The 23,023-nt window shown below is 73.0% G+C and carries 12 protein-coding genes; 5 read left to right on the top strand and 7 right to left on the bottom strand.

Annotated features, from left to right (window positions below; all coding sequences use genetic code 11):
- Positions 1-11: 11 nt before the first annotated feature.
- Together ACWIF2_RS04045 and ACWIF2_RS04040 are read left to right on the top strand one after the other, a co-directional pair.
- Positions 12-476 carry a hypothetical protein gene (locus ACWIF2_RS04045; protein WP_454358470.1) on the top strand — a complete coding sequence of 155 codons (465 nt, stop codon included), beginning with the start codon at positions 12-14 and terminating at the stop codon, positions 474-476.
- Between the two features lie 48 nt (positions 477-524).
- Entirely contained in the window at positions 525-1,313 is a 789-nt protein-coding gene (locus tag ACWIF2_RS04040; protein WP_454358469.1) for a hypothetical protein, read from the top strand.
- A gap of 81 nt (positions 1,314-1,394) precedes the next feature.
- Here the strand turns inward: ACWIF2_RS04040 and ACWIF2_RS04035 are convergent, their stop codons facing one another.
- Genes ACWIF2_RS04035 through ACWIF2_RS04020 form a run of 4 tightly spaced genes read right to left on the bottom strand, consistent with a single transcriptional unit; the run spans position 1,395 to position 7,123 of the window.
- Positions 1,395-3,389 carry an acetoacetate--CoA ligase gene (locus tag ACWIF2_RS04035; RefSeq protein WP_454358468.1) on the bottom strand — a complete coding sequence of 665 codons (1,995 nt, stop codon included), beginning with the start codon at positions 3,387-3,389 and terminating at the stop codon, positions 1,395-1,397.
- 11 nt (positions 3,390-3,400) lie between these two features.
- Positions 3,401-4,978 (bottom strand): bifunctional 3-(3-hydroxy-phenyl)propionate/3-hydroxycinnamic acid hydroxylase MhpA, encoded by a 1,578-nt coding sequence (gene mhpA / locus ACWIF2_RS04030; protein WP_454358467.1) that lies wholly within the window; start codon positions 4,976-4,978, stop codon positions 3,401-3,403.
- Positions 4,979-5,037: 59 nt separating this feature from the next.
- Positions 5,038-5,976: a fumarylacetoacetate hydrolase family protein gene (locus ACWIF2_RS04025; RefSeq protein WP_454358466.1), complete on the bottom strand. Its 939-nt coding sequence runs from the start codon at positions 5,974-5,976 to the stop codon at positions 5,038-5,040.
- Positions 5,977-6,004: 28 nt separating this feature from the next.
- Positions 6,005-7,123 carry a VOC family protein gene (locus ACWIF2_RS04020; RefSeq protein WP_454358465.1) on the bottom strand — a complete coding sequence of 373 codons (1,119 nt, stop codon included), beginning with the start codon at positions 7,121-7,123 and terminating at the stop codon, positions 6,005-6,007.
- A 136-nt stretch (positions 7,124-7,259) separates the two neighbouring features.
- Here ACWIF2_RS04020 and ACWIF2_RS04015 point away from each other — a divergent pair, with 136 nt between their 5' ends.
- Complete coding sequence (locus tag ACWIF2_RS04015; RefSeq protein WP_454358464.1) at positions 7,260-7,895, top strand: TetR/AcrR family transcriptional regulator; 636 nt, start codon at positions 7,260-7,262, stop codon at positions 7,893-7,895.
- A gap of 15 nt (positions 7,896-7,910) precedes the next feature.
- Positions 7,911-8,555: a TetR/AcrR family transcriptional regulator gene (locus ACWIF2_RS04010; protein WP_454358463.1), complete on the top strand. Its 645-nt coding sequence runs from the start codon at positions 7,911-7,913 to the stop codon at positions 8,553-8,555.
- A gap of 39 nt (positions 8,556-8,594) precedes the next feature.
- On the opposite strand, the gene ACWIF2_RS04005 is transcribed toward ACWIF2_RS04010, so the two are convergent.
- Positions 8,595-9,173, bottom strand: coding sequence for a TetR/AcrR family transcriptional regulator (locus ACWIF2_RS04005; protein ID WP_454358462.1), 579 nt, complete (start codon positions 9,171-9,173; stop codon positions 8,595-8,597).
- Positions 9,174-9,299: 126 nt separating this feature from the next.
- Here ACWIF2_RS04005 and ACWIF2_RS04000 point away from each other — a divergent pair, with 126 nt between their 5' ends.
- Complete coding sequence (locus ACWIF2_RS04000; RefSeq protein ID WP_454358461.1) at positions 9,300-10,931, top strand: MFS transporter; 1,632 nt, start codon at positions 9,300-9,302, stop codon at positions 10,929-10,931.
- Between the two features lie 21 nt (positions 10,932-10,952).
- Here the strand turns inward: ACWIF2_RS04000 and ACWIF2_RS03995 are convergent, their stop codons facing one another.
- Together ACWIF2_RS03995 and ACWIF2_RS03990 are read right to left on the bottom strand one after the other, a co-directional pair.
- Positions 10,953-21,620, bottom strand: coding sequence for an amino acid adenylation domain-containing protein (locus ACWIF2_RS03995; protein ID WP_454358460.1), 10,668 nt, complete (start codon positions 21,618-21,620; stop codon positions 10,953-10,955).
- Positions 21,580-22,917 carry an MFS transporter gene (locus ACWIF2_RS03990; RefSeq protein ID WP_454358459.1) on the bottom strand — a complete coding sequence of 446 codons (1,338 nt, stop codon included), beginning with the start codon at positions 22,915-22,917 and terminating at the stop codon, positions 21,580-21,582. The genes ACWIF2_RS03995 and ACWIF2_RS03990 overlap by 41 nt, the downstream gene beginning before the upstream one ends.
- Between the last annotated feature and the right edge of the window lie 106 nt (positions 22,918-23,023).

The following is a 23,023-nucleotide window of genomic DNA, read 5'->3' as shown; positions in this document are numbered from 1 at the left end:
GCCCCGGAGCGATGACGGCGGGACTCGTCGCGGCGACCGTCATCACCACAGCACTGACACTCTGGCTGGCCCTCGGCCTCTACGAACAGCGCGAGGCGGACCAACGACACCAGGGCATCCTGGCCGCGGCCCGCCAGTCCGCGCTGAACTTCACGTCCCTCGACTACCGGCACTACGACCGCGACAGCGAGAACGTACTGGCGGGCGCGACCGGCGACTTCAAGAAGCAGTTCACCGCACAGACGGACCAGTTGACGAAGCTGGTGGCCCAGAACAAGTCCGTGTCGGAAGGCCAGGTCCTGGAGGCGGGCATCGTCCGCTCCGACGAGGACTCGGCCCGTGTGCTGGTGGTCGCCGACAGCAAGGTGACCAACACCGCCGCGCCCGAGGGGGAGGCGCGCACGTACCGGCTCCAGCTCGACCTCGTGCACAAGGACGGCCGCTGGCTGACGTCCGACGTCGAGTTCGTCGGCTGATCCACGGGCCGATCCGCCGACCGACAAGCACCGACGAGGAGTACCACCATGCCGAAGACGACCACCGGCCGCGCACCCGGTCCCGGCACCCGCCGCACCATGACGGCGGCCGCCCGCGCGGCGGCGAAGCGCGCGGAGCGCGGCCACCGCGAAGCGGGCGCGGCGACGGCCACGGCCGGCGACGGGGAGTCCCCGCGCCGGGCCGAGCGGGTGCTCGCCGGACGCACCGTCCTCGTCGAGGCCCCGAAGGACGGCTGGGACGACCCGCCGGAGCCGTCGCCGGAGTCGTTCGACGAGGACGGCCCAGAAGAGCGCAGCGGGCCCGGCACCGGCGGCCGCCGGAGGCTGCTCACCTCGGTCCTGGCCGTCCTGCTCGTCGCCGGCCTGGTCGCGCTCGCCGCCCTCGGATGGCAGTACCGCGACGGCCGCCTGGCGGAGACCGCCCGGACCGAGGCGCTCGCGGCCGCGCGAAAAGCGGCGCCGATCGTCCTGTCGTACGACTACCGCCACCTGGACAAGGACTTCTCGAGGGCCCGCGCCCACCTGACCGGCGACTTCCGCGACGAGTACGGCAAGACCACGAAGACCGTGGTCGCCCCGACGGCCGAGAAGTACCACGGCGTGGTGAAGGCAAGGGTCGCCGCCCCCGGCTCCGGCGGCGCCCCGGCCGCCTCCGTCGTCTCGGCCTCCCCCGACAAGGTCGTGGTCCTGCTCTTCGTCAACCAGGTCACCGAGAGCACCCAGGTCTCGGGGACCCGCGTGGACCAGAACCGGGTGCGGATGACGATGGACCGCACGGGCGACGGGTGGAAGGTGAGCGCGGTGGACGCACTGTGAAGGCGACTCCCGGGACGCCATGTACCGCCGAGCAGGCGATGCCGGACGCCGTCGCCAGGTCGGAGTCCGCTACCGCCGTTCTCATGCTCTGCTGATCCTCCGCCCGCGGCGTTCCGCTCCCAGCCGGGCGTAATAGTCCACGAGCTCGGGAACATCCACTGCCGCCCGGTTGACCACCTGCTCGGCGGGCGCCCCCTGAAGAAGGCGTTTGACGGGAACCTCGAGTTTCTTGCCGGTGCGGGTGTGCGGGATGGCCGGTACTTCGAGGATCTCGTCGGGGACGTGGCGCGGTGAGGCGCCGGTGCGGATCGCGTTCCTGATCTTCTCGCGGAGGGACTCGTCCAGAGTCGTCCCAGCCGCCGGCACCACGAACAGCGGCATCCAGTAGCCCCCGTCCGGTTCCTCCGCGCCGATGACCAGCGCTTCGGCGATCTCCGGCAGACGTTCCACCACGTCGTGGATGTCCGCGCTGCCCAGGCGTACGCCGTTGCGGTTCAGGGTGCTGTCGGAGCGGCCGTGGACGATCACCGAGCCGTGCGGGGTGAGGGTGATCCAGTCGCCGTGGCGCCAGACGCCGGGGTAGGAGGAGAAGTAGGCGTCCTGGTAGCGGGCGCCGTCGGGGTCGTTCCAGAAGTGCAGGGGCATGGAGGGCATGGGGCGGGTGATGACCAGCTCGCCTACCTGGCCGGTGACCGGGCGGCCCGCCTCGTCGTATGCCGCCAGGGAAACTCCCAGGTGAGGTGCCGACAACTCGCCCGCCCACACCGGGGTGGTGGGCGCGCTGCCGGCGAAGCCGGAGACCACGTCCGTGCCGCCGCTGATGGAGGCGAGCAGGACGTCGGCGCCCACGTGGTCGCGGACCCAGGGGTAGGCCGAGGCGGGCAGGGCGGAGCCGGTGCAGCCGACCACGCGGACGGACGACAGGTCGTGGGCCGTCGGGTCGATGCCGAACTTGGCCATGCCCAGCAGGTACTGGGGGCTGGTGCCGAAGACGGTCACCCGGTGGCGGGCGGCCAGTTCCCACAGGATGTCGAGCCGGGCGAAGGGTGCCGGGCTGCCGTCGTAGGTGCAGGTCGTGGCGCCGGTCAGCAGCGTCGAGGCGACCAGGTTCCACATCATCCAGTGTGTGGTGGTGTACCAGAGGAGGCGGTCGCCGGGGCCCAGGTCCGAGTGCAGGCTCAGGGTCTTCAGGTGCTCCAGCACGACGCCGCCGTGGCCGTGGACGATGCCCTTGGGCAGGCCGGTGGTGCCGGAGGAGAAGACGACCCACAGGGGGTGGTCGAACGGCACCGGAGTGCAGACCAGTTCCTCGGTGCGGGTGGTCGCGTCCTCCCACGGGACCGCCAGGGTGGGGTGGCCGGTGTCGGGCCAGGGCAGGCCCACGTGGTCGACCAGGACGGTGGCCTTCAACGTCGGGAGTGACCCGGTCAGTTCGGCGGTGGCGTCGCGGCGGTCGTGGGTGGTGCCGTTGAAGAGGTAGCCGTCGGCGGCGATCAGGACCGTGGGTTCGAGCTGGGCGAAACGGTCGGCGGCGGCCTGGGGCGCGTAGTCCTGGCCGCACACCGACCAGACCGCGCCCAGGCTCGCGGCGGCCAGGAACGCGACGATCGCGTGCGGGGTGTTGGGGAGGTAGCCGACGACCCGGTCGCCCCGGCCCACCCCCAGGTCGCGCAGGGTCGCGACGAGCGAGGCGACGTGGGCGCGAAGCCGGTTCCCGGTCACCTCGTATCCGGAGCCGGTCTCGTCGAGGGCGATGATCGCCACGTCGTCGTCGGTGAGGTTGCGCAGGGCGTGGTGGGTGTAGTTGAGGGTGGCCCCTGGGAACCAGCGGGCGTCCGGCATGGTCTCCTCGGCCAGCACCTGCTCGTACGGGGTCTCCGCCTCGATGTCGAAGTACTCCCAGACCGCGCCCCAGAAGCCTTCCAGGTCGGTGACCGACCAGTGGTGCAGGGCGGCGTAGTCGGCGTCGGCCGCCACGCCCCGGTGCCGGGCGGCCGCCCAGCGGGTGAAGTCCACGATGCGGCTGGCCGCCGCGGCCTCCGGATCGGGGGTGAAGAACGGGTCCGGGTGCTTCATCTTGGTGCTCCTCAACAGGCTTCGGGCAGTGGTGGTGTGCGTGCGGTGTGCAGCAGGGGCGCCCAGGACGCCGTGGCCGTGAACGCGTGGGCGCCGCGCGGGACCACGTCCAGCACGACCCGGTCCGGCCGCAGGAGTACGGCGTCCGCCCGCCCGGCGCGCAGCCAGGCCGCGAGCCGGCCGTCGTCGCCGAGGCCGGTCACGAGGACGGTCCGGGCGCCGAGGGCGTCGGCGATCGCGCCGAGGGAGGGGGAGGGTGGCCCGGCTGTCAGGACCGCGAAGGAGTCGCCCAGCAGGTCGTCCAGGCGGGTGCGGTGTCCCTGGGGACCGGCCGTCACCCACGGCTGGGGGCAGAAGCGGCCCACGAGACGACGGCCCGCACCGTGGGTCCGGCGGCAGACCAGCGGGCCCGCGGTCAGGGCCGGACTGAGGTCGCGGGCGGCGGCCGTACCCAGCCCGGGGATGCGAACGGCCGCGTTCAGGGCACCGCGTCGGAGAGCCGCGGCGCCGTCCTGGCCGCCGGTCATCGCCCAGCCCATGGCGACCGCGAGCCGGATCATGTGGCGGGCGTGCGGCCTGCGTTCGCTCTCGTACGTGTCCAGCAACCGCTCGTCCGCGCCCCGACGCAGGACAGCGGCGAGCTTCCAGGCCAGGTTGTGGGCGTCCCGCAGGCCCGCGCACAGGCCCTGCCCGATGAACGGCGGAGTGAGGTGGGCCGCGTCGCCGAGGAGGAAGACCCTGCCCCGGCGCCAGCGGTCGGCGATCCGCGCCCGGAAGGTGTACTGAGCCCGGCGCAGCACCTCGAAGTCGGAACCATGCGTGAGGTCCACCCACGGGGCTACCAGTTCCTCCAGCCGCTCGGGAGTCGGCTCCGTGTCGTCCCGGAGGCGGAACTCCCAGCGGTAGCGGTCCTCGCCGACACGCATGAAGGTCGCCGGGCGCCGTGGATCACAGACTTGTTCTACGCCTTCCCAGCAGCGGACCGGGAGGCTCGTGCGGACGTCGACGACGGTCCAGCGTTCCTCGAAGCGCAGGTCCTCCCAGGTGGCGCCGATGGCGTCGCGGGTGAGGCTGTTGGCGCCGTCGCAGCCGAGGACGGCGTCCGCCCGCAGCAGATGTTCGCCCGTGTCGTCGCGGTAGGTCACGCGGACCGGACCGTCGCCGCCCTGCTCGACGCCGACGACCTCCACCCCGTCGCGCAGCTCGCACTCCGGGGCGCGGGCCAGGGCCTCGCGCAGGACCCGCTCCAGCTCGGGCTGGTCGAACATGCTGGTCTGCGGGAAGCCGTGGGCGCCCTGCGCGGCGCGTGGGAACTCGGCCAGCACCCGGTGCCGGGCGTCCAGCAGCCGAAGCCCGCGTGCGGGGCGGGCGATCGCGGCGAACTCCGCCTCTACTCCGGCGGCTTGGAGGATGCGGCGGACCTCGTCGTCGGTGGCGACGGCACGCGGCAGGGGGTAGACGCCGTGGTGGCGTTCGAGGACGACGGTACGTACGCCGCGCCGGGCCAGGAGGAGGGCGGCGGTCACGCCCACGGGTCCGGCTCCGACGATCACCACGGGTACGTCGGCCGAGTTGTGCTCGACGGTCATGTGCGGCTCATTCAGGTCTCAGGGCTGAGCGATCAGGTCTCGGGTGTCGGTTCGCGCGGTCATTCCGCGTGGGACACGGGTGTGCGCTGCTCTCCGAGGTCCATGCGCCCGTCCGGCGTTGCGATGGTCGCGGTCACCACATCACCGTGGCGCAGATAGCGGGGGTTCTTCGCCTGGCCCTTGAAGAACGCCTTCCACTTCACCGCGGGCGGCAGCAGCGCGCCGATCTTCTCGACGGGCTTCGGCGGGGCCTTGAGGGCGGTGCCGCCGGGCGTGCCGGTCAGCAGCAGATCGCCGGGGTCGAGGGTCTGGAACCGGGCCAGCAGGGTGAGCGCCCGCGCCGGACGGACGATCATGTCGGCGAGGGTGCGGTCCTGACGCGGCTCGCCGTTCACCGACAATCTCAGGCGCAGGTCGAGGAGATGGGCGAAGTCCTCCGGCTCCAGCAGGCAGAGGACGGGGCCGGTCGGGGTGAAGGTGGGGTACGACTTGCTCTCGTAGAACTGCGTCCTGGTCAGCTGTACGTCCCGGGCGCTGACGTCGTTGGTGATCACGAGCCCGGCGACGTACGAGGGCAGGTCGCCTTCCTCGACGACGGTGCCGACGGGCAGAGGCGCGCCCATGACCAGGCCCAGCTCGATCTCGTAGTCGAGGAGCCGGACGTGCGGCGGCCGGACGATGGTCTCGTGCGGGCCGCTGACCGACCCGGATGCCTTGCGGAAGAAGGCGGGCGGGATGTCGCCGGTGAAGCCCGAATCGCGGGCGTGGCTGCGGTAGTTGACCATCTGGGCGACCACCCGGCAGGGGGTGGTGACCGGGGAGAGGGCCACCAGGTCGGCGACGGGTGTGCCCGCATCGTCGCTGGCGGCGGCCTCGCGTACGGCGGCCCGGTCGGCCAGCAGTTCGGCTGTGGTGACGGCCTCGGTGTCGACGGGGACGGCGCGGTCGCCGAGGGCGACCCACCAGCCGTCGGCGGTGCGCAGGACGTTGGTGCTCATGTCGGTTGCCTTTTCGCGTGAAGGGTGGTCAGGAGTTCGCGGCCTTCAGCAGGCCCAGCAGACGTGCCGGGTCCAGTTCGTTGTCGCCCCGCAGGGCCTGGACGACATCGCGGACCCGTTGCGGGGAGGGGCTCGCGCCGAGGAAGTCGCGGGTGGCAGGCGGGCCCCACTGGGCCAGGCCGCTCGTCGACATGGGCGCCCAGCCGGGCTCGACGTCGCAGGAGAACAGGTCGCCGTCGGCGTAGTGCTCCAGCATGAAGCGGTCGGGGTCGCGCCAGTAGTCGAAGAGCTGGCTGCCCTGGATGTGCCGGCCGATGCCCCAGCTGCGCCGGTAGCCCCGCTCGGCCAGGTACTCGCCGCCGGCGGCGATCGAGTCCAGGTCGGTCACCTGGTAGGCGGAGTGGACGTAACCCGTGCCCGGCCCCAGATGCATCGCCAGCGTGTGGTGGTCCACGGCCAGGCCGCCCTGGTCGCACCGGATGAACGCCATGGTCGGGCCGCGGTCGCGCTGCCCGTCCAGGAACAGGAAGTCGGACACGATCATGCCGAGGGTGTCCAGGTACCAGTCCAGGGCCCGGGTGAACACCCGCGTCTCCAGCACCACATGGCCCAGCCGCTGGATCCGGGACGGTTCGCGCGGGGGCCGCTGCGTGGCGTTCGTACGGTGATGCCCGGTGCCGGAGTTGAGGAGGAGCGGCCGCTGCTCGGGCAGCGCGGGCAGGTCCTCGCCGCAGTGCACCACACGCACGGGGAAGCCCGAGGGGTCGAGCAGATCGACCGCCCTGCCGCCGCCGGGTACATCGGCGTCCCGTACGGCCGTGCCCGTCGCCCGGGCCAGCCGGTCCAGGTCGGCCCGCTCCGCCGCGCGGAAGGCCGGGCCGATAAAGCGGGACGTACGACCGCGCCGGATCCCCATGCACGGTGAGCCCGCGAAGGTGCCGCGCAGCCACAGCTCCCGCTCGGTGCGGGAGGCGATGGCGAAGCCGAAGTCCCGGGCGAAGACCTCGGCGCGGTCCAGGTCGGGCTTCTCGAACTCCAGCCAGGCCAGGTCGGCCACCTTGATCACCGGGTTCCGGGAGCGACCGGGGTGCTCGCCGCGTAGGGCGCCCTGCTCGCTGTGGAGGTCCTGATGAGCCGTCTTGGACATGACGTCCTCCAAGCAACATTGCCGTAGTGATGGAATCATCAGCTTTGACTTTTCGATCGTCAATAGCTGTCGGCAAGAAGGCTGAGGATTTCGTCAGAACTGTGGCGTCCTGAGGGGTGTTGTTAGACTCGCGCGCATGCCGTCGTCAGCCCCGCCCCGCAACCGCTTCGAACGGCGCCGTGCCGAGACCCGTCAGGCGCTGGTGCGCGCGGCGCGGCAGATCCTTGCCGAGACCGGGGGCACCAGCGCGAGCATCCAGCTGATCGCGGAGCGCGCGGACGTCGGTTTCGGCTCCTTCTACAACCACTTCGAGTCGAAGACGGAGCTGTTCGACGCGGCGGTGCTGGACGCCCTCGAAGAGCTCGGCCAGGCCTTCGACGAGCAGCTGCGGGGCGTCGACGATCCGGCGGAACTCGTCGCGGCCGGCTTCCGCCTCAGTGTGCGCCTGGCCGAGGCCCGGCCCGAGCTGATGCAGGTGCTGCGCCACCGCGGCCTCGGGCACATCCACTCGGAATCGGGGCTGGCGCCGCGCGCGGTGCGTGATCTGGAGGCCGGTATCGCCTCCGGCCGGTTCACCGTCGCCGATCCCACGGTCGCGGTGACCGCCCTCGGCGGCTCGCTGCTGGCGCTGGTGGAACTGCGGTTCGCCCGGCCCGGGCTCGACGGCGACGAGGCCGCGTCCAACCTGGCCGAGATGCTGCTGCGCATGCTGGGAGTGCCGCCCGAGGACGCCCGTGACGTCGCCCGCCGCCCCCTGCCCGACCTCGACTGACAGGGGCTGAGCGCCGTGACCAGACCCGCTGCCCGTGAACCGCTGCGCCGCAACTCCCGTTCCAACCGGGCCCGCATCCTCGCCACCGCCCGGCAGGAGCTCGGCCGGAACCCCGATGTGACCCTGGAGGAGATCGCGCGGGCCGCCGGGGTGGTCCGCCGTACGCTCTTCGGGCATTTCCCTGGGCGCGCGGCCCTGCTGGAGGCGCTCGCCGAGGAGGCGTCCGAGACGCTGCGCGGCATCGCGGCCGGTGTGCCCGGTGCCGAGGAGGCGCCGGAGCGGGCCCTGGCCCGGTTCGTCCTGTCGATCTGGCCCGTCGGTGACCGCTACCGGCTGCTCCTCGCGCTCGCCCGCCAGGACCTGGGCACGCAACGGGTGTCCGAGACCCTCGCCCCGGCCCGCGACGAGGCCACCGCGATCCTGGAGCGCGGCCAGCGCGCGGGCGTGTTCCACGATCATCTGCCGGCGGCGGTGCTGAGCGCCGCGCTGGAGGCCGTCACGCTCTCCCTGCTGGAGAGCGTCAACTCGGGCGCGTGGGAGGACGACGGGACCCGGACGGCGGTCGCCACGTTGGTCGCCGCGGGTGTGTCGGACGAGGCGGCGACGTCGATCGTCGGGGACGTGGCGTCGGAGAAGCGGGCCGACGCGTCCGACGGCTGATCGGGGCGGTGCTGGTGAGCCGCTGACCTGTGTGTGAGCTCATCCCGGGGGCTCCATGGAGGTGTCCGCCCCTACCGCGATCAGCGCCGCCCTCGCGCTGCGCGTGCCGTCGTCGCTCCACGTGCCGGCGTTCACGCACTCCAGGAGGGCCAGGAGGAACTTCTCGAGCGCTCTGCCGAGCGGGACCGGCGGGATGCCGGTGCGGAAGGCGCCCTGTCGCTGCCCCTGCTCGATGATCGCCGTCGCCATGTCCCGGGCGGGGGCGAGGATTTCGTCGACGCGTGCCGTCTCCAGGTTCTGCGGCCCGAGTCTCAGCAGTATGCGGTAGCGGTCGCCGACGGGCCACAGCGCCCGGACGAAGCGCGTCAGGGCGATGACCGCGTCGGGGTCGGGGGCCGCCGCCGCCAAGGCTTCGCGCAGTGCGTCCGCGGCTTCCGTGGCGAGGCCCTCCACCAGTGCGGACCGGCCGGCGAAATGGCCGTAGACCGTGCGGCGCACCACCCCGGCGGCCTCGGCGATCTCCGTGAGGCTGCTGTCGGGGTCGCGGCCGAGTTCCCGTCTCGCCGCTTCCAGGATGCGGGCCCTTGTGGGTGGTGCCGGGCGGCGTGGGCGGGTCATGGCGGATCGGACCTCTGGTCGGCGGGGGAGGGTGGCTCGATATTTGCACACCAGTGGGCAATAAACTAGTCTGCACATCGATGGGCAAATAACTGCCCCCGTCGCTTCGCCCCCGAGGAGCCTGTGATGCCGCTGCTTGCCGACACACCCGCCGAGAAGCTGACAGCCCCCTATCCACGGCGCTGGTGGGCCCTGCTGGTGCTCTGCCTGAGCCTGCTGATCGTCGTCATGGCGAACACCTCGCTGATCGTGGCGGCGCCGGACATGACCAAGGACCTGGGCCTGACCAGCAGCGATCTGCAGTGGGTCGTCGACGGCTACACGGTCCCGTACGCCGCGCTGATGCTCGTCCTGGGTGCGATCGGCGACAAGTACAGCCGCCGCGGGGCACTGATCCTCGGTCTGCTGATCTTCGCGGGCGGCTCGGTGATGGGCGGGATGGTCGACGAGACCGCTCTCGTCATCACCGCTCGCGCGATCATGGGCATAGGTGCCGCCGTCGTCATGCCGGCCACCCTGTCCCTGCTGGTCGCGATCTTCCCCAGGGCCGAGCGGGCCAAGGCCATCACGGCCTGGAGCGCCACCTCGGGCCTCGCCATCGCCGCCGGCCCGCTCGCCGCCGGCTGGCTGCTGGAGAGCCACGCCTGGGGCTCCACCTTCCTGATCAACGTCCCCATCGCGGTCCTCGGCGTCGTCGGCGCACTCCTGCTGGTGCCGCCGTCGAAGGCGGAGCGGATGGGCGCGATCGACTACGTCGGCGGCCTGCTCTCCATCGTCTCCATCGGCTCCCTGGTCTACGCGGCCATCGAGGGCCCGCACTTCGGCTGGGGCACCGGCCCGATCGCCGCAGCCGTGGTCGCCGGCGTCGGCCTGCTCGCCTTCGTCGCCTGGGAGCTGCGCCACCCCAACCCCATGCTGGACGTCCGGAAGTTCAGGGAGCGCCCCTTCAGCGGCTCGATGCTCGCGGTGCTGTTCTTCTTCTTCGGCACCTTCGGCTCGATCTACTACTCCACCCAGTTCCTGCAGTTCGTCCTCGGCTACAGCGCGCTGGAGACCGGCGTACGGCTGCTGCCGCTGGCCGGAGCCGTCTTCGCCGGTGCCGTGGTGACCGGCCGGCTGGCCCCGAAGCTGGGCGTCAAGCTGGTGGTGGGGACCGGCATGGCGCTCGGCACGGTGGGCGTCCTGCTGCTCGCGCGGATCGAGTCGGCCTCCACGTACACCGACTTCCTGGCCCCGCTGCTGCTGCTCGGCTTCGCGATCGGCCTGAGCCTCTCCCCGGCCACCGACACCATCATGGGCTCCTTCCCCGAGTCGGAGCTGGGTGTCGGCGGCGGCGCCAACGACACCGCCCTGGAACTCGGCGGCGCCCTCGGCATCGCCGTCCTCGGCTCGCTCCTCGCCACCTCCTACAAGGACAAGCTGTCCGACCTGGTCGGCGGACACCTCCCGGCCACCGCGATGGACACCGCCCAGGACTCGGTGGGCGGCGGCCTCGCGGTCGCCCAGCAGGTCGCGAAGACCCCCGACGGCGGCGCCCGGCAGGCCCAGGCCCTCATCGACGCGGTCCACGAGTCCTTCGCCCACGCCATCGCCCAGACCAGCCTCGTCGGCGCCCTCATCATGGCCGCCGGAACCATGATCGTCATCGCCGTGCTGCCCGGGCGCAAGGCCACGGGCAAGTCCGGCGACGACGACCCGGCGGCGGAAGCGGACCGGGACGAGGAGTCCGTGGAGCCCGCCGGATCCGCCCGGCGGTGACCTGCGGCGGTGACGCCCGGCCTACCCCCTCAGGAACCGGGTGAACGACCTGGCCCACGCCTCGACGGTCTCCCCGCTGAACAGGTCCGTCGAGTACTCGAAGGTGACCGTGACGCGGTCGGCCTCCGGGGCGATCACCACGTACAGCTCGTTGCGCGCCACGCCCTCGACGGGGAGGGCCTGCACGGAAGCCGCCACGCCCTGGAGGTCCAGGGCCGGTGGCTCCGTGGTGATCACCGTGAACAGGACCGTGGGGAACAGGGCTCCCTTCAGGTCGGGTGACACCAGGGACACCACGTCCGTCAGGGGGAGTTCCTGGTGGTCGAGGGCCGTGAAGAGGGAGGTGCCGAGTTGCGCGACCAGGTCGGCCAAGGTCTCGGCCTCGCCGAGTCGGGCCCGCAGCAGTACGGCATCACCCAGGATGCCCACGATCTCCGCACTGTCACGTCGGACACGGTTCGCGCTCGACGCCGCCAGGACGATGTCGTTCTCCTCGCCGCACAGGTCGCCCAGCCACCTGGCGAACAGGGCCGCGAGGACCGTGTAGGTGGTAGTGCCCAGCCGGGTCGCCGTGTCGGCCAGGAGGGCGGGGGTGTCATCGTCGATGACCCAGGTGTGCAGGGCGCCCCGGCCGGACAGCGTGCCGGGGTGCGGGTGGTCGTAGGGGAGGGGCGGGCGCAGGGGGATGCCTTCGAGTTCCGTGCGCCAGAAGCGTTCCAGGGCCGTCCTGCGGTCGTCCGGCAGTGCGTGTTCCGATCGGGCGAAGTCCGTGAACTGGCTAGTATCGCCGGGTAGTTGAGGATGCCTTCCCGCTCGTCGGGCGTTGTACAGCTCCTCCAGGTCGCCCCGGATGATGCCCAGGGACCAGCCGTCGCAGACCGCGTGGTGGAAGACCGTCACCAGGATCCAGTGGTCCGGGGCGACCCGCGCCAGGCGGAAGCGGTGCAGCGGGGCCTGGTCCATCGCGAAGGGAGTGGACACCTGCTCGTCGCACCAGCGGTCCACCGCGTCCGCCGGCGCACCCCTGAGGTCGGTGATCGGCAGCGGTACCGGGATCTCCGCCAGGATCTCCACCGCGTACTCCCCGTCCTGCCGCGGGACGGAGCGGCTGCGCAGGGCGTGATGGCGGGCCACCAGATCGGTGAGGGCCCGGTGCAGGGAGTCGGGGTCCACCTCGCCGCGCAGGTCCATGCGGTGGGCGATGTTGTAGACGCTCGGGTCGGCGAGCGCGTGGTGGCGGCGCCACAGCCGGCGCAGGGTGGACGGCATCGGCGCGGTGTCCACGACACGGCCCCGTGCGGCGATGCCCCGGACGGTCGGATCCAGGAAGAAGTCGGCCATCGTGAGGTCGACGCCGGCCTCGTCCCGCATGCGGTTCAGCAGCCTGATAGCGCTCAGGGAGTGGCCGCCGAGTTCGAAGAACGACGTGGTGACCGGGACCGGGTCCGCGTCCAGCTCCTCACGCCACAGGTCGTGCAATGTTTTCTCCAGGGCCGTGGCCGGCGTGGCATCCGGGTCCCCGCCGGAGCCGTCGCCCGGCTCGGGCAGGGCCGTGCGGTCCAGCTTGCCCGAGGCGTTCACCGGGAGGCGGTCCAGTGGCACCCAGCGGCGGGGCACCAGGTGGTCGGGCAGGTCGACGGCGAGTGCGGCGCGCAGGGGGTGGAGGCCGGCTGCCGGGTCGGTGGGGACCACGTACGCGACCAGTTCCGTGTCGCTGTGGCGGTCGCGGCGGGTGAGGACCGCCGCGTCCCGGACGGCCGGCAGCGCCGTCAACGCCGCCTGGATCTCGCCGGGTTCGACCCGGTAGCCGCGGATCTTGACCTGGTCGTCCGCACGGCCCAGGTAGTCCAGGGTGCCGTCCGTCCGCAGACGGCCCAGGTCGCCCGTGCGGTACAGCACCCCGCCCGTGCCGTCGTCGAGGAAGGCCGCGGCGGTCTCGGCGGGGCGGTCGTGATAGCCGTACGCCACCGGCGTCCCGCCCACATGGATCTCTCCGACCGCCCCGACCGGTACCTGCCGGCCCGCGCCGTCCAGCAGCAGGACGCGTGCCCCCGGCACCGGGGTGCCGATCGGCGGCCATTCCCCGCCGTCCGGGTCGACGCGGTGCGAGGTGACGATGACCGACGTCTCCGTGGGGCCGTACTGGTTGTACAGCGCGCAGTGCGGGTGCGTGGCGAGGAAGCGGCGGAACGCGGCCGTGAGCTGGAGCGCCTCACCGGCGGAGAACAGCTCGCGCAGGGACGGCAGTTCGGGGGCGGTCTCCATCAGGTACTTCAGCGGGGTGCAGGGCATGAACATCCGCTGCACCTCGTGACGGCGCACGGCCTCGGCCACCGCCGCCGGGTCGTGCCGTACGGCGTCGTCGACGAGGACCAGCGCGGCCCCCGAGGCCAGGGTCGTGAAGATCTCCTGCACGCTCACGTCGAACGCCGGTGACGTCCACTGCAGGGTGCGGAGCGCCGGGTGGCGGCTCAGCTGCCCCTGGACCAGGTTCGCCGGGCCTCGATGGGGTACGACGACGCCCTTCGGCCGGCCGGTCGAGCCCGAGGTGTGGATGCAGTACGCCGGATCCTCCGGGCGGGCTCCCTCCGGTACGGGCCCGGTGGGGAGCGTGTCGTCCACCTGCTCCACCCGCTGGACGGGCAGCCCGGTCGCCAGGTCCGGGTGCCCGGCGAGGGCGGCGTCGGAGGTGAGCAGGAGGACGGGGGCGGTGTCGGCGAGCAGCAGTGAGAGACGGGGGGTGGGGAGGGACGGGTCCAGGGGGAGGTACGCCGCCCCGCTCTTGAGCACCGCGAGCAGCGCTGTGATCAGCTGCGGGCCGCGCGGCAGGAGCACCGCCACCCGTTCCCCGCGTGCCGCTCCCCGGGTGCGGAGCTGCCGGGCGAGGCGGTCGGCCGCCGCGTCCAGGTCCGCGTAGGAGAGCCGCTCTTCCCCGCTGATCAGCGCCACGGCCTCCGGGGTGCGGCGGGCCTGCCGCTCGAACAGGCCGTGCAGGGTGCCTGGGGACTCCGCGTCGGCCACGCCGGGCGGGTGCTCCCAGCGGGCCAGGGACTCGCGGTCGGCGGCGGTGAGGGCGGTCAGTTCGGGGAGCGGCGCGTCGGGGGTGGCCAGGGCGCGGCGCAGCACCTGCTCGACGTAGTCCACGAAACGGCGCACCGTGGTCTCGTCGAACAGGGCCGTGTCGTACTCGACCATGAACCGGACGCCGCCCGCGTGATGGGTGAGGTAGACGCTGAGGTCGAACGGGGCACGGGCGCTCGGCACGTCGAGCAGGGTGGCCGTCAGACTCGGCGGGTCGAAGGGGGCCTCGCCCTCGTTCTCGTACTCCACCATCACCTGGAACAGCGGATTGCGGCCCGGGTCGCGACGCGGATTGAGCGCGCCCACCAGCTCGTCGAAGGGGACGCCACTGTGTTCGTACGCCGAGGTGCTGCTCTCGCGGACCCGGTGCAGCAGGGCCGGGAAGTCCGGGTCGCCGGTGAGGTCCAGGCGCAGCGGCACGGTGTCGAGGAACAGGCCCACATGGTCCTCGGCGCCGGCGGGACGCGCGGCGACCGCGGTGCCGATCACCACGTCCCGCTGCCCGCTGAACCGGCCGAGGACCGCGCCGATCGCGCCGGTCAGCGTCATGAAGAGCGTGGCGCGGTGGCGGGCGGCGAATGTCCGCAGACCGCCTACGAGTTCCCCGTCGAGGGCGTGCGTGAGGCTCGCGCCCGCTCCCGACCTGACCGGCGGACGGGGCCGGTCGGTGGGCAGGGCCAGCTCCGGTGCGCCGCCGAGGCGCTGCCGCCAGAAGTCGAGTGACGCGGGGTCCGGTTCGGCGGACGCCGGCGGTTCGGACAGTGGTCCCGGTGCGGAACCTCCGCCCCGCCGGGCCCGGTAGTACGCGGCCAGATCGCGGGCCAGCACGGCTGTGGACGACGAGTCGAAGACGATGTGGTGCGCCATGAGGAAGAGCAGGTGGCGGTCCGGGGCCAGGCGGATCAGGCGGGCCGTGACCAGCGGGCCCGAGGCGAGGTCGAGTCCGTGGTCCGCCGCGAGTGTCGCCCGCAGGGCCTCCTCCGGCGTCGACCCCGTGTGGTCCTCCACCGGGCAGTCGAGCGGCATACGGTCGCGTATCTCCTGGTACGGGACACCGGCCGTGTCACCGAAGACCGTGCGCAGCGCCGGGTGCCGGTCGGCCACCCGGTCCAGCGCCCAGCGCAGCGCCGGTACGTCCAGGGGGCCGTCCAGCCGGATCGCCTTGGGCTCGTGGTACATGGCGGTGCCCGGGTGCAGTTGCTCCAGGAACCAGATACGGCGCTGGGCCGGGGTGAGGGGGGTGCGGGACGTAGTACGGCGGGGCTCGGGCAGGGCCCGCGCCGCCGTACTGGGCGGCGTTGTCCGTCTCACCCGGTCCAGCACCGGCAGCGCCGCCAGCACCTTCTCCCTGGGTACGCCGAAGTCCACGAAGCAGGCGATCTCGTCCGCTCCGGCCGCCAGCAGCCGCCCTACGGTCTCCGCCGCCGTCCGCTCGTCGCCGATCAGCGCGCGGGAGTCGCAGTAGCGCTCGTAGGCGCGTCCCAGGAGGAACTCCACGTCCTCCTCCGGGGTGTTCTCCAGATCCACCTGGAAGCCGAGACTGTTGGTGACCTGGTCGAAGAGGGAGAGGGAGGATCGCAGATACGACAGGAACGGCCGGTACGCCTCGGCCCGCGCCCGTTCCGCGTCGTCCTCCAGGTATGTGTGCACGAGCACCACGACCCGCCCGGCCGCCGGGTCCAGACCGTGCTCGGCACGGCAGCGCCGGTACAGGGCGATGTTCTCGGCCAGTTGCTCCACCGTCTGCGTCATCAGATTGGTGACCACGCCGAGGTCCTCGGCGGCCGCCCGGCGGTAGCTGTCCGGGTTCCCGACGACGGCCACGTACATCGGCGGCCGTTCCTGTACGGGGCGCGGATGCAGGCGGACCTCCACCGGTGTGCCGTCGCCCGCCGTCGTCCGCAGCGGCTGCCCCGACCACAGGTCCCGTACGGCCGCCAGGTGCTCGTACATCACCTCGCGGTGCCGGCCGAAGTTCTCCGGGGCGAGCGCGAAGTCGGTGGCGTGCCAGCCGCTCGCGAAGCACAGGCCCGTCCGGCCGCCGGAGATGTTGTCGACGACCGACCACTCCTCGGCGACCCGGGCGGGATGGTGCAGCGGCAGCACCACGGAACCGGCGTGCAGCCGGACCCGGCTGGTCCGTGCGGCGAGGGCAGCGGCGAGGACGGAGGGGTTGGGGAAGAGCGCGCCGAAGGAGTTGAAGTGCCGCTCGGGGAACCACAGGGCGTGGAAGCCGTGCTGGTCGGCGAAGTCGGCGGCGGCCATGATCAGGCCGTATTTGTCGTGGTCGGTGTGCTCGGGGTAGTCGCCGAAGAAGTAGAGGCTGAAGTCGAACGTCTCTGAGGAGGAGGGGGCGGGGGCGGGAGTGGGCTTGGCAACGGGTACCGGTGGCTGGGCGGGCGCCGTCGTGGTGCCGGGCGCTGCCGCGAGTACGTCCAGCTGGCGGGAGATCATGTCGCCGACCTGGTCGACGAGTTGCTCCGCCAGGCGTAGCTGCTGACCGAACAGGGCGTGGAGGTCGGGGGAGACCTCCTGCGGAGCGGCGGGAGCCGGCGGTGGGTCCTCGGCCACGGGCTCCCGTACCACGGGCTCCTGCGCGACCGGCTCCCGCACCACGGGCTCCCGCACCACCGGCGCGTCGCTTTCGCCTGGGACCCCTCGCAGCCGCGCGACCCGTTCTGCCAGCCTGCGCGGTGTGTCGGCCGAGTCGAACACCTCCCGGACCGGGACCCGGACGCCGTACCGCTGTTCCAGCTCGGTCGTCATGCTCATCAGGGAGAGCGAGTCGGCGCCGAGCTCGAAGAAGGAACTGTCGGGGGTGACGTCGGCGGTCGAGCGGCCCAGCTTGTCCGCCGTCAACTGCCTTATGAAATCCACGACTTCATCAGAGTGAGGTGCGGGCCGCTCAGCTGCCGCCACCGGCGTTTCCGTTCGGTACGGCACCCTGCTCCGCCGCAGGGGATGCCCGGGGAGCGGCACCCGGCCGGCGTCGTCGCCGAGGAGCGCCCGCCAGTCCAGGTCGGCACCCCTGCGGTACAGCGAGCCGAGCGCCGTCAGGAGACCGTGCGCCTGCTCGGCGGCCCCGTCCCCTTCGCCCTGCCCGCTCAGCCAGCGGCTGTCGGGAACGCAGTGCCGGCCGAGCCCGGTGAGGGTGCGCCCGGCGCCGATCTCCACGAAGTCCCGGAATCCCTGCTCGACGGCGGTGTCCATGGCGAGGTCGAAGCGGACCGGCTGCCGGGCCTGCCGGCAGAGGTAGTCCACGTCGACCGTCCAGCCCGGCGGGCGCGGCTCGCCGTCGGCCGTGGTCACCAAGGGGATGTGCAGCGGCCGGTACGTCACCTCGCGCGCACGGGTCCGGAACTCGTCCAGGGCGCTGTCGATGTCCGCGGAGTGGAACGCCCGGTCGACCGGCAGCGCACGCCACCGCAGGCCGTCCAGGTCGAGCAGTCGTGCCGCCTCCCTCAGGGCCCCCGGCGGGCCCGAGAGCACCTGGGCGCGCGGGCCGTTGACGGCGGCGAGTTCCGCACCGGCGGCGTCCGCGACCCGTTGGGCGGTGGCCCGGTCGGTCCGGACGGCGAGCATGCCCCCGGCCGGGCAGCGGGCCTGCATGAGGCGCCCGCGCCAGGCAGTGAGCCGCAGCCCGTCCTCCAGGGCCAGGGCGCCGGCCGCGTACAGCGCGGCGTACTCGCCGACGCTGTGGCCGAGCAGAAGTCCGGGGCGTATTCCGGCGGCCCGCCAGGCGTCCGCCAGCGCCGCCTGATGGGCGAAGAGGGCGGCCTGCGCGGTCTCGGTGGGCCAGATGTCGTCTTCTGTGGAGGGACCGGCGAGACCGGTGGGATCGGCGAGCGCGGGGGCGGCCAGCAGTGGTTCCAGCAGACTTCCGCCGAACTCCCCGGCGTAGAACTTCTCGCACCGGTCGAGCGTGCCCCGTGCGGCCGGGTGCGTGGCGTACAGGCCGCTCGCCATGCCGCGGCGGGCGCTGCCCTGGCCAGGGAAGGCGAAGGCGACCGGGCCGGGAGCGGAGACCTCGGAGGCCTCGGAGCGGTCGTCCTCCTCCAGCGCGCGGGCGAGTTCGCCGGCCGTGCGGCCGACCACGGCGGTGCGTGCCGCGCGCTGCGGCCGGCCGAGCGCCAGGGTGGCGGCCACATCGGCGGCCGGGAGGTCCGGCCGGGCCAGCAGCCGGTCGCGGAGCCCGGCCGTGAGTTCGGCGAGGGCCTCGGTGTCGCGGGCCGACACGGGGACCAGCACGGGAAAATCGAGAGCGGGTCGGGGGCGAGCGGGCGGGGCCTCCTCCAGCACCACATGGGCGTTGGTGCCGCCGACGCCGAGCGCGCTGACCCCGGCGCGGCGGGGCACGCCGTCCGGCACCGTCCAGGGCCGCAGCTCCGTGGCCAGCGTCAAGGTGCCGTCCGCCAGGGGGAGTTCCGGGTTGGGCTGGTTCAGATGCGGTGTCGGCACCAGGGTGCGGTGGCTGAGCATCAGGACCGTTTTGATGAGCCCGGCCATTCCGGCACAGCTGTCGAGGTGCCCGATGTTCGGTTTCACCGAGCCGACGACACAACCGCCGGGACGGCCCGATCGCCTCGCGTTCTCGCCCAGCACCCGGGCCAGCGCGGTGAGTTCCACCGGGTCGCCCAGCCGCGTTCCCGTGCCGTGCGCCTCCACGTACGAGATCGTCTCGGCGGGTACGTCGGCCCTGCGCAGGGCCTGCCGTACGACATCGGCCTGTCCCTCGACGCCGGGGGCGCTGAAGCCGACCTTGGCGGCGCCGTCGTTGTTGACCGCGGAGCCCAGGATCACCGCGTGCACGGTGTCGCCGTCGGCCAGCGCCCGGTCGAGGCGCTTGAGCAGGACGGCGGCCACGCCGTTGCCGCCGACCGTGCCGTCGGCCTCCGCGTCGAAGGCGCGGCACCGCCCGGTGGGGGACAGGATGGAGCCGGGGTGGCTGTGATAGCCGGTCTCCTGGGGCAGATGCACGGCCGCCGCGCCCGCCAGTGCCAGGTCCGTCTCGCCGGTCAGCAGCGCCTGGACCGCCAGGTGCACGGCGACCAGCGACGTGGAACAGGCCGTCTGCACACCGATCGCCGGGCCGGTGAGACCGAGCCGGTAGGCGACCCGGGTGGCGAGGAAGTCCGGCTCCTGCCCGATGGCCGTCTGCATTCCGGCGGCCGGGTCGGACGGGTCGTACGGCGAGCCGGTGACGGACGGCTGCTGATGGCCGTAGAGGTTCATGCCCGACCCGGCGAACACCCCGACCCTGACGCCCGGCGCGGTCGCCGCGTGGCCGCCTTCCTCCAGGGCCTGGTGGCAGCACTCCAGGAACAGCCGGTGCGCGGGATGCGTGAGCCCGGCCTCCTTCGGGCTCAACCCGAAGAAGTCCGGGTCGAACTCCTCGACGCCGTCGAGGACCCCGGCGACGGGCACGTGGCCGGATGTCATGGGCTGCGGCGCGTCGAACACCCGGACGCTGTCCACGCCGTCTCGCAAGTTGGCCCAGAACCCCTCCGCCGAATGCGCGCCGGGGAAGCGCAGAGCCAGTCCGATGACGGCGATGCGTCGCTCGGGGGAGGTGACCTCGTTGGTGACCGCCTCGGGCCCGGCCGCCGTCACCGGCCCGCTCGCGAGATGCGCGGCGAGTGCCGTGACCGTCGGATGCTCGAAGAACGCGGTCTGCGCGATCGGTATGCCGAGACGTTCCGCCAGCCGGTTCCGCAGGCGCACCAGCAGTACGGAGGTCAGGCCGAGTTCGTAGAACGGCACGTCCGCGTCGACCGGGCCGCCCAGCACGGCGGCCAGTTCCTCCCGGACGGCCCGGGTCACGGTGTCCGCGTCCGGCCGGACGGCCCGGGTCACGGTGTCCGCGTCCGTCGGGGCAGCCGGGGCCGTGCCGCCGAAGCCGCCGTCGATCAGCCTGCTCTGGAGTTCGGCGCGGCGCACCTTGCCCGCCGGGGTGCGCGGGAACTCGTCCGCCGGTACGGGCAGGACGTACGCGGCGGTGAGTCCGAGGCGGGTGAACAGCGCCTTCTTCAGCTCCGCGGTGATCCGCTGGTCCTCGGGGGCGCCGCGGCTGACGAAGAACACGGCGAGTTCCTCCGTGCCCCGCTCCGGATGCGGGATGCCGCAGGCGGCGATCTCGCCCTGCCGGACGCCGTCGACGGCGGTGGCGGTCTCCTCCACCTCGTGGGAGTACACGTTGTGGCCGTTGAGGATGATCAGGTCCTTGCGCCGGCCCGTGATGACGACCTGGCCGCTGTCGAGGAAGGCCAGATCGCCCGTGTCCAGCCAGTCCCGCCCGGCGGGGTAGGCCGCGGCGTCCGCCTCGGGGTTGTCGACGTAGCCGGGGGTGAGCCGCGCGGCGGAGTGGACCTGGAGCCGCCCGATCCGGCCCGGCGGGGCGAGGTCGCCCTGGTCGTCGACGACGCGCAGGGTGACGCCGTGCGCGGGCGAGCCGGACGCGACGAAGGTGACGCAGTCGGCGTCCGGGGTGTCCGCACCGGCCGGGACCAGGTCGCCGCCCAGGCTGCTCTTGAGCAGGCGGTGCACGGTCCCGGGCCGGTCGAGCCGGCCGTAGGTGACGGCCGTGACCGTCTCGGCCATGCCCCAGGCCGGCGCGATGTGCTCCTCGCGCACCCCGTACGGGGCCGTCGCGTCGAGGAAGCGGCGCAGCACCGGCAGCACGACCCGCTCGCCCCCGCACAGCAGGGACTTGAGGCCGCCCAGGTCCCAGTGGCCGTCGGGCCGCTCGGCGAGCGCGTCCGCGACCAGCCGGTAGGCGAAGGTGGGCGCCCAGCTGTGCCGCGCCCGGTGTTCGTGGAGCAGGTCGAGCCAGCGCAGCGGGTCGGTGAGCACCTGCTCGGTGGGCGCGTGGACGTTGGTGCAGCCGGTGAAGACCGCGAGCAGGTGGTAGAGCAGAAAGGCGCCGCTGTGGTCGACCGGCAGCCAGTTCACCATCGTGTCGTCCGGGCGGACGTCGAGGATCCGCCGGCTGCTCGCGGCGAAGTCGGCGAGCCCGGCGTGGGTCAACCGCGCCGCCTTCGGTGCGCCGGTGCTGCCCGAGGACAGCATCAGCAGGGCGGTGTCGGACGGGTCCGGCGTGACGTGGTCGTCGTCGGTGTCCCCGGCCGGCGCGTTCAGGCAGTCCCCGGCGAGGACGACGCGCGGTGCGGGCGTGGCGTGGGCGAGCGCCGCGGCGCCGGGCGCGTCGGTCAGGACCAGCGGCCGGTCGAGTAACGCGCAGGCCTGCCGCAGACGTTCGAAGGCCGGGGAGCCCGGCGCGGGATGCTCGGCGATGGCCACCGGCAGGGCACCGCCCAGCACACAGGCCCAGAAGGCGGGGAAGAACTCGGCCAGGGGCAGCCCGCACAGCACCACCGTGTCGCCGCGGCGCAGCCCATGGGTCCGCAGGCCGGCGAGCATACGGCGGGCCGCGTCCAGCAGTTCGGGATACGACCGCGAGATCGTGGTGCCGTCGGCGGCGACGGTGACGACGGCTCCGCCGGAAGCGGAACGGGCGGCGCTCAGCAGCGCCCGCACGGCGTCGACCGGATCGGCCTCGGTGCGCTCGGGCTCAGGGCCCCGGCAGAGGGCGTGCCCCCTTAGACGTTCCATGCGTGTCCTCTTCCTTTTCCCCGCTGATGGACGATCGGTCTGAGTGGTCCTGGTCTCTACGCGCGTCGCGCCGCCGGACGGTGAGCAGCAGCAGAGTCAGCGCCCCGCACGCCGCGGCCCCGTGGAAGACACCCACGACGGCGAGCGCGGGCAGGCCCTCGAGCGCGGCCGCGGCGGCGATCGTGCCGAGCGCGAACCCGGACTGCTCGGCGGTGGCGGACAGTCCGAACAGCCGGCCGCGCTGCCGGTCGGGGGCCGCCTGGAGGCGCGAGGTGTAGACGATCTCGGTCCAGCCGTCCGCGAACCCGGCCGCCACGGCCGCCGCGATCAGGGCCGGGGAGGGCAGTCCGGTGAACGCGGCCACGAAGCACAGCGACATCGCGCAGGTGCCGACGGCGAACGCGCGCTCGCCCCAGGACGTCCCGTGCGACCGGCGCTTGAGGACCTGGTGGGCGAGCAGGGTGCCCACCGCCCACGCCGCCCAGAACCGGGCCATGAACACGGCCGGGTCGGACGGCTCGGCCGCGTGCGCCGCCAGGGGCAGGGCGACGTTGTGCGACGCGGACGACAGCGCGTCGAGCCCTCGCAGCGCGATCAGGCCGAGCAACGGGCCCGCGAGGCCCGCGATTCGGCGTCGCAGCCACCCCTCACGCTTCAGCGAGGACCCGGCCCGGCCGTCTTCCGTGGCCCGACCGTCTTCCGTGGCGCCCGCGTCGCCGCCGGTGTCGCTCTCGCCGTCGCTGTCCGTACGCGGCCGGAGCAGCAGCACCGCGCCCGCGGACACCGCGAAGCTCGCCGCGTTGACCCCGAACGCGACGCCGAAGCCGCCGAGGGAGATGACCGGCGCGGCCGACGCGAAGCCCAGCACCGTGGCAACGGACCGGGCCGTGACCAGCACCCCGTTCGCCCGGGCGCGGTCGTGCTGCCCGACCATGACCGGAACCGCGCTGCGCAGGGCGACGTTGAAGTACGTGTTCCCCGCGCCCAGCACGACCACCGCCGCGAGCAGCACCCACAGCGGCGTGCGCGACGCCCAGAGGGCGAGCAGCACCATGGCGAGGGTCTGGGCGAGGTCCGTGGCCACCATGACGGTCCGGCGGGTGAGCCCGGCGGTCACGACCCCGGCGGTGAGACCGGCCGTGACCCCGGCCAGCAGCCGCACCGCCATCACCGCGCCCACGCCCAGGGCGCTACCGGTGACCTCGTACGAGAACAGGCTGAGCGCGATCAGATTCAGATAGGTCCCGTAGGCCGACACGGCGTGCGCGACCACCAGGGACCGGAACCGTAAGTCCACCCCCGTCACCCAACTCCTCAACCCGGCAGGGCCAGGATTCGGCCGCTCGGCATATTCATTCGCAGCGTAGCCCGACGAAGCGGCGGGGGCGGGGTGTTGTCGAGTA

The organism is Streptomyces sp. NPDC055506 (assembly GCF_053643595.1).
The sequence above is the reverse complement of the archived record's forward strand: the minus strand, read 5'-3'. Positions and strand labels throughout refer to the sequence as shown.

What these genes read in the sequence shown, in the direction of transcription:
- ACWIF2_RS04045 (WP_454358470.1), top strand. Translation starts at nt 12, where the DNA reads ATGACGGCGGGACTCGTCGCGGCGACCGTCATCACCACAGCACTGACA.
- ACWIF2_RS04040 (WP_454358469.1), top strand. Translation starts at nt 525, where the DNA reads ATGCCGAAGACGACCACCGGCCGCGCACCCGGTCCCGGCACCCGCCGC.
- ACWIF2_RS04035 (WP_454358468.1), bottom strand. Translation starts at nt 3,389, where the DNA reads ATGAAGCACCCGGACCCGTTCTTCACCCCCGATCCGGAGGCCGCGGCG.
- mhpA (WP_454358467.1), bottom strand. Translation starts at nt 4,978, where the DNA reads ATGACCGTCGAGCACAACTCGGCCGACGTACCCGTGGTGATCGTCGGA.
- ACWIF2_RS04025 (WP_454358466.1), bottom strand. Translation starts at nt 5,976, where the DNA reads ATGAGCACCAACGTCCTGCGCACCGCCGACGGCTGGTGGGTCGCCCTC.
- ACWIF2_RS04020 (WP_454358465.1), bottom strand. Translation starts at nt 7,123, where the DNA reads ATGTCCAAGACGGCTCATCAGGACCTCCACAGCGAGCAGGGCGCCCTA.
- ACWIF2_RS04015 (WP_454358464.1), top strand. Translation starts at nt 7,260, where the DNA reads ATGCCGTCGTCAGCCCCGCCCCGCAACCGCTTCGAACGGCGCCGTGCC.
- ACWIF2_RS04005 (WP_454358462.1), bottom strand. Translation starts at nt 9,173, where the DNA reads ATGACCCGCCCACGCCGCCCGGCACCACCCACAAGGGCCCGCATCCTG.
- ACWIF2_RS04000 (WP_454358461.1), top strand. Translation starts at nt 9,300, where the DNA reads ATGCCGCTGCTTGCCGACACACCCGCCGAGAAGCTGACAGCCCCCTAT.
- ACWIF2_RS03995 (WP_454358460.1), bottom strand. Translation starts at nt 21,620, where the DNA reads ATGGAACGTCTAAGGGGGCACGCCCTCTGCCGGGGCCCTGAGCCCGAG.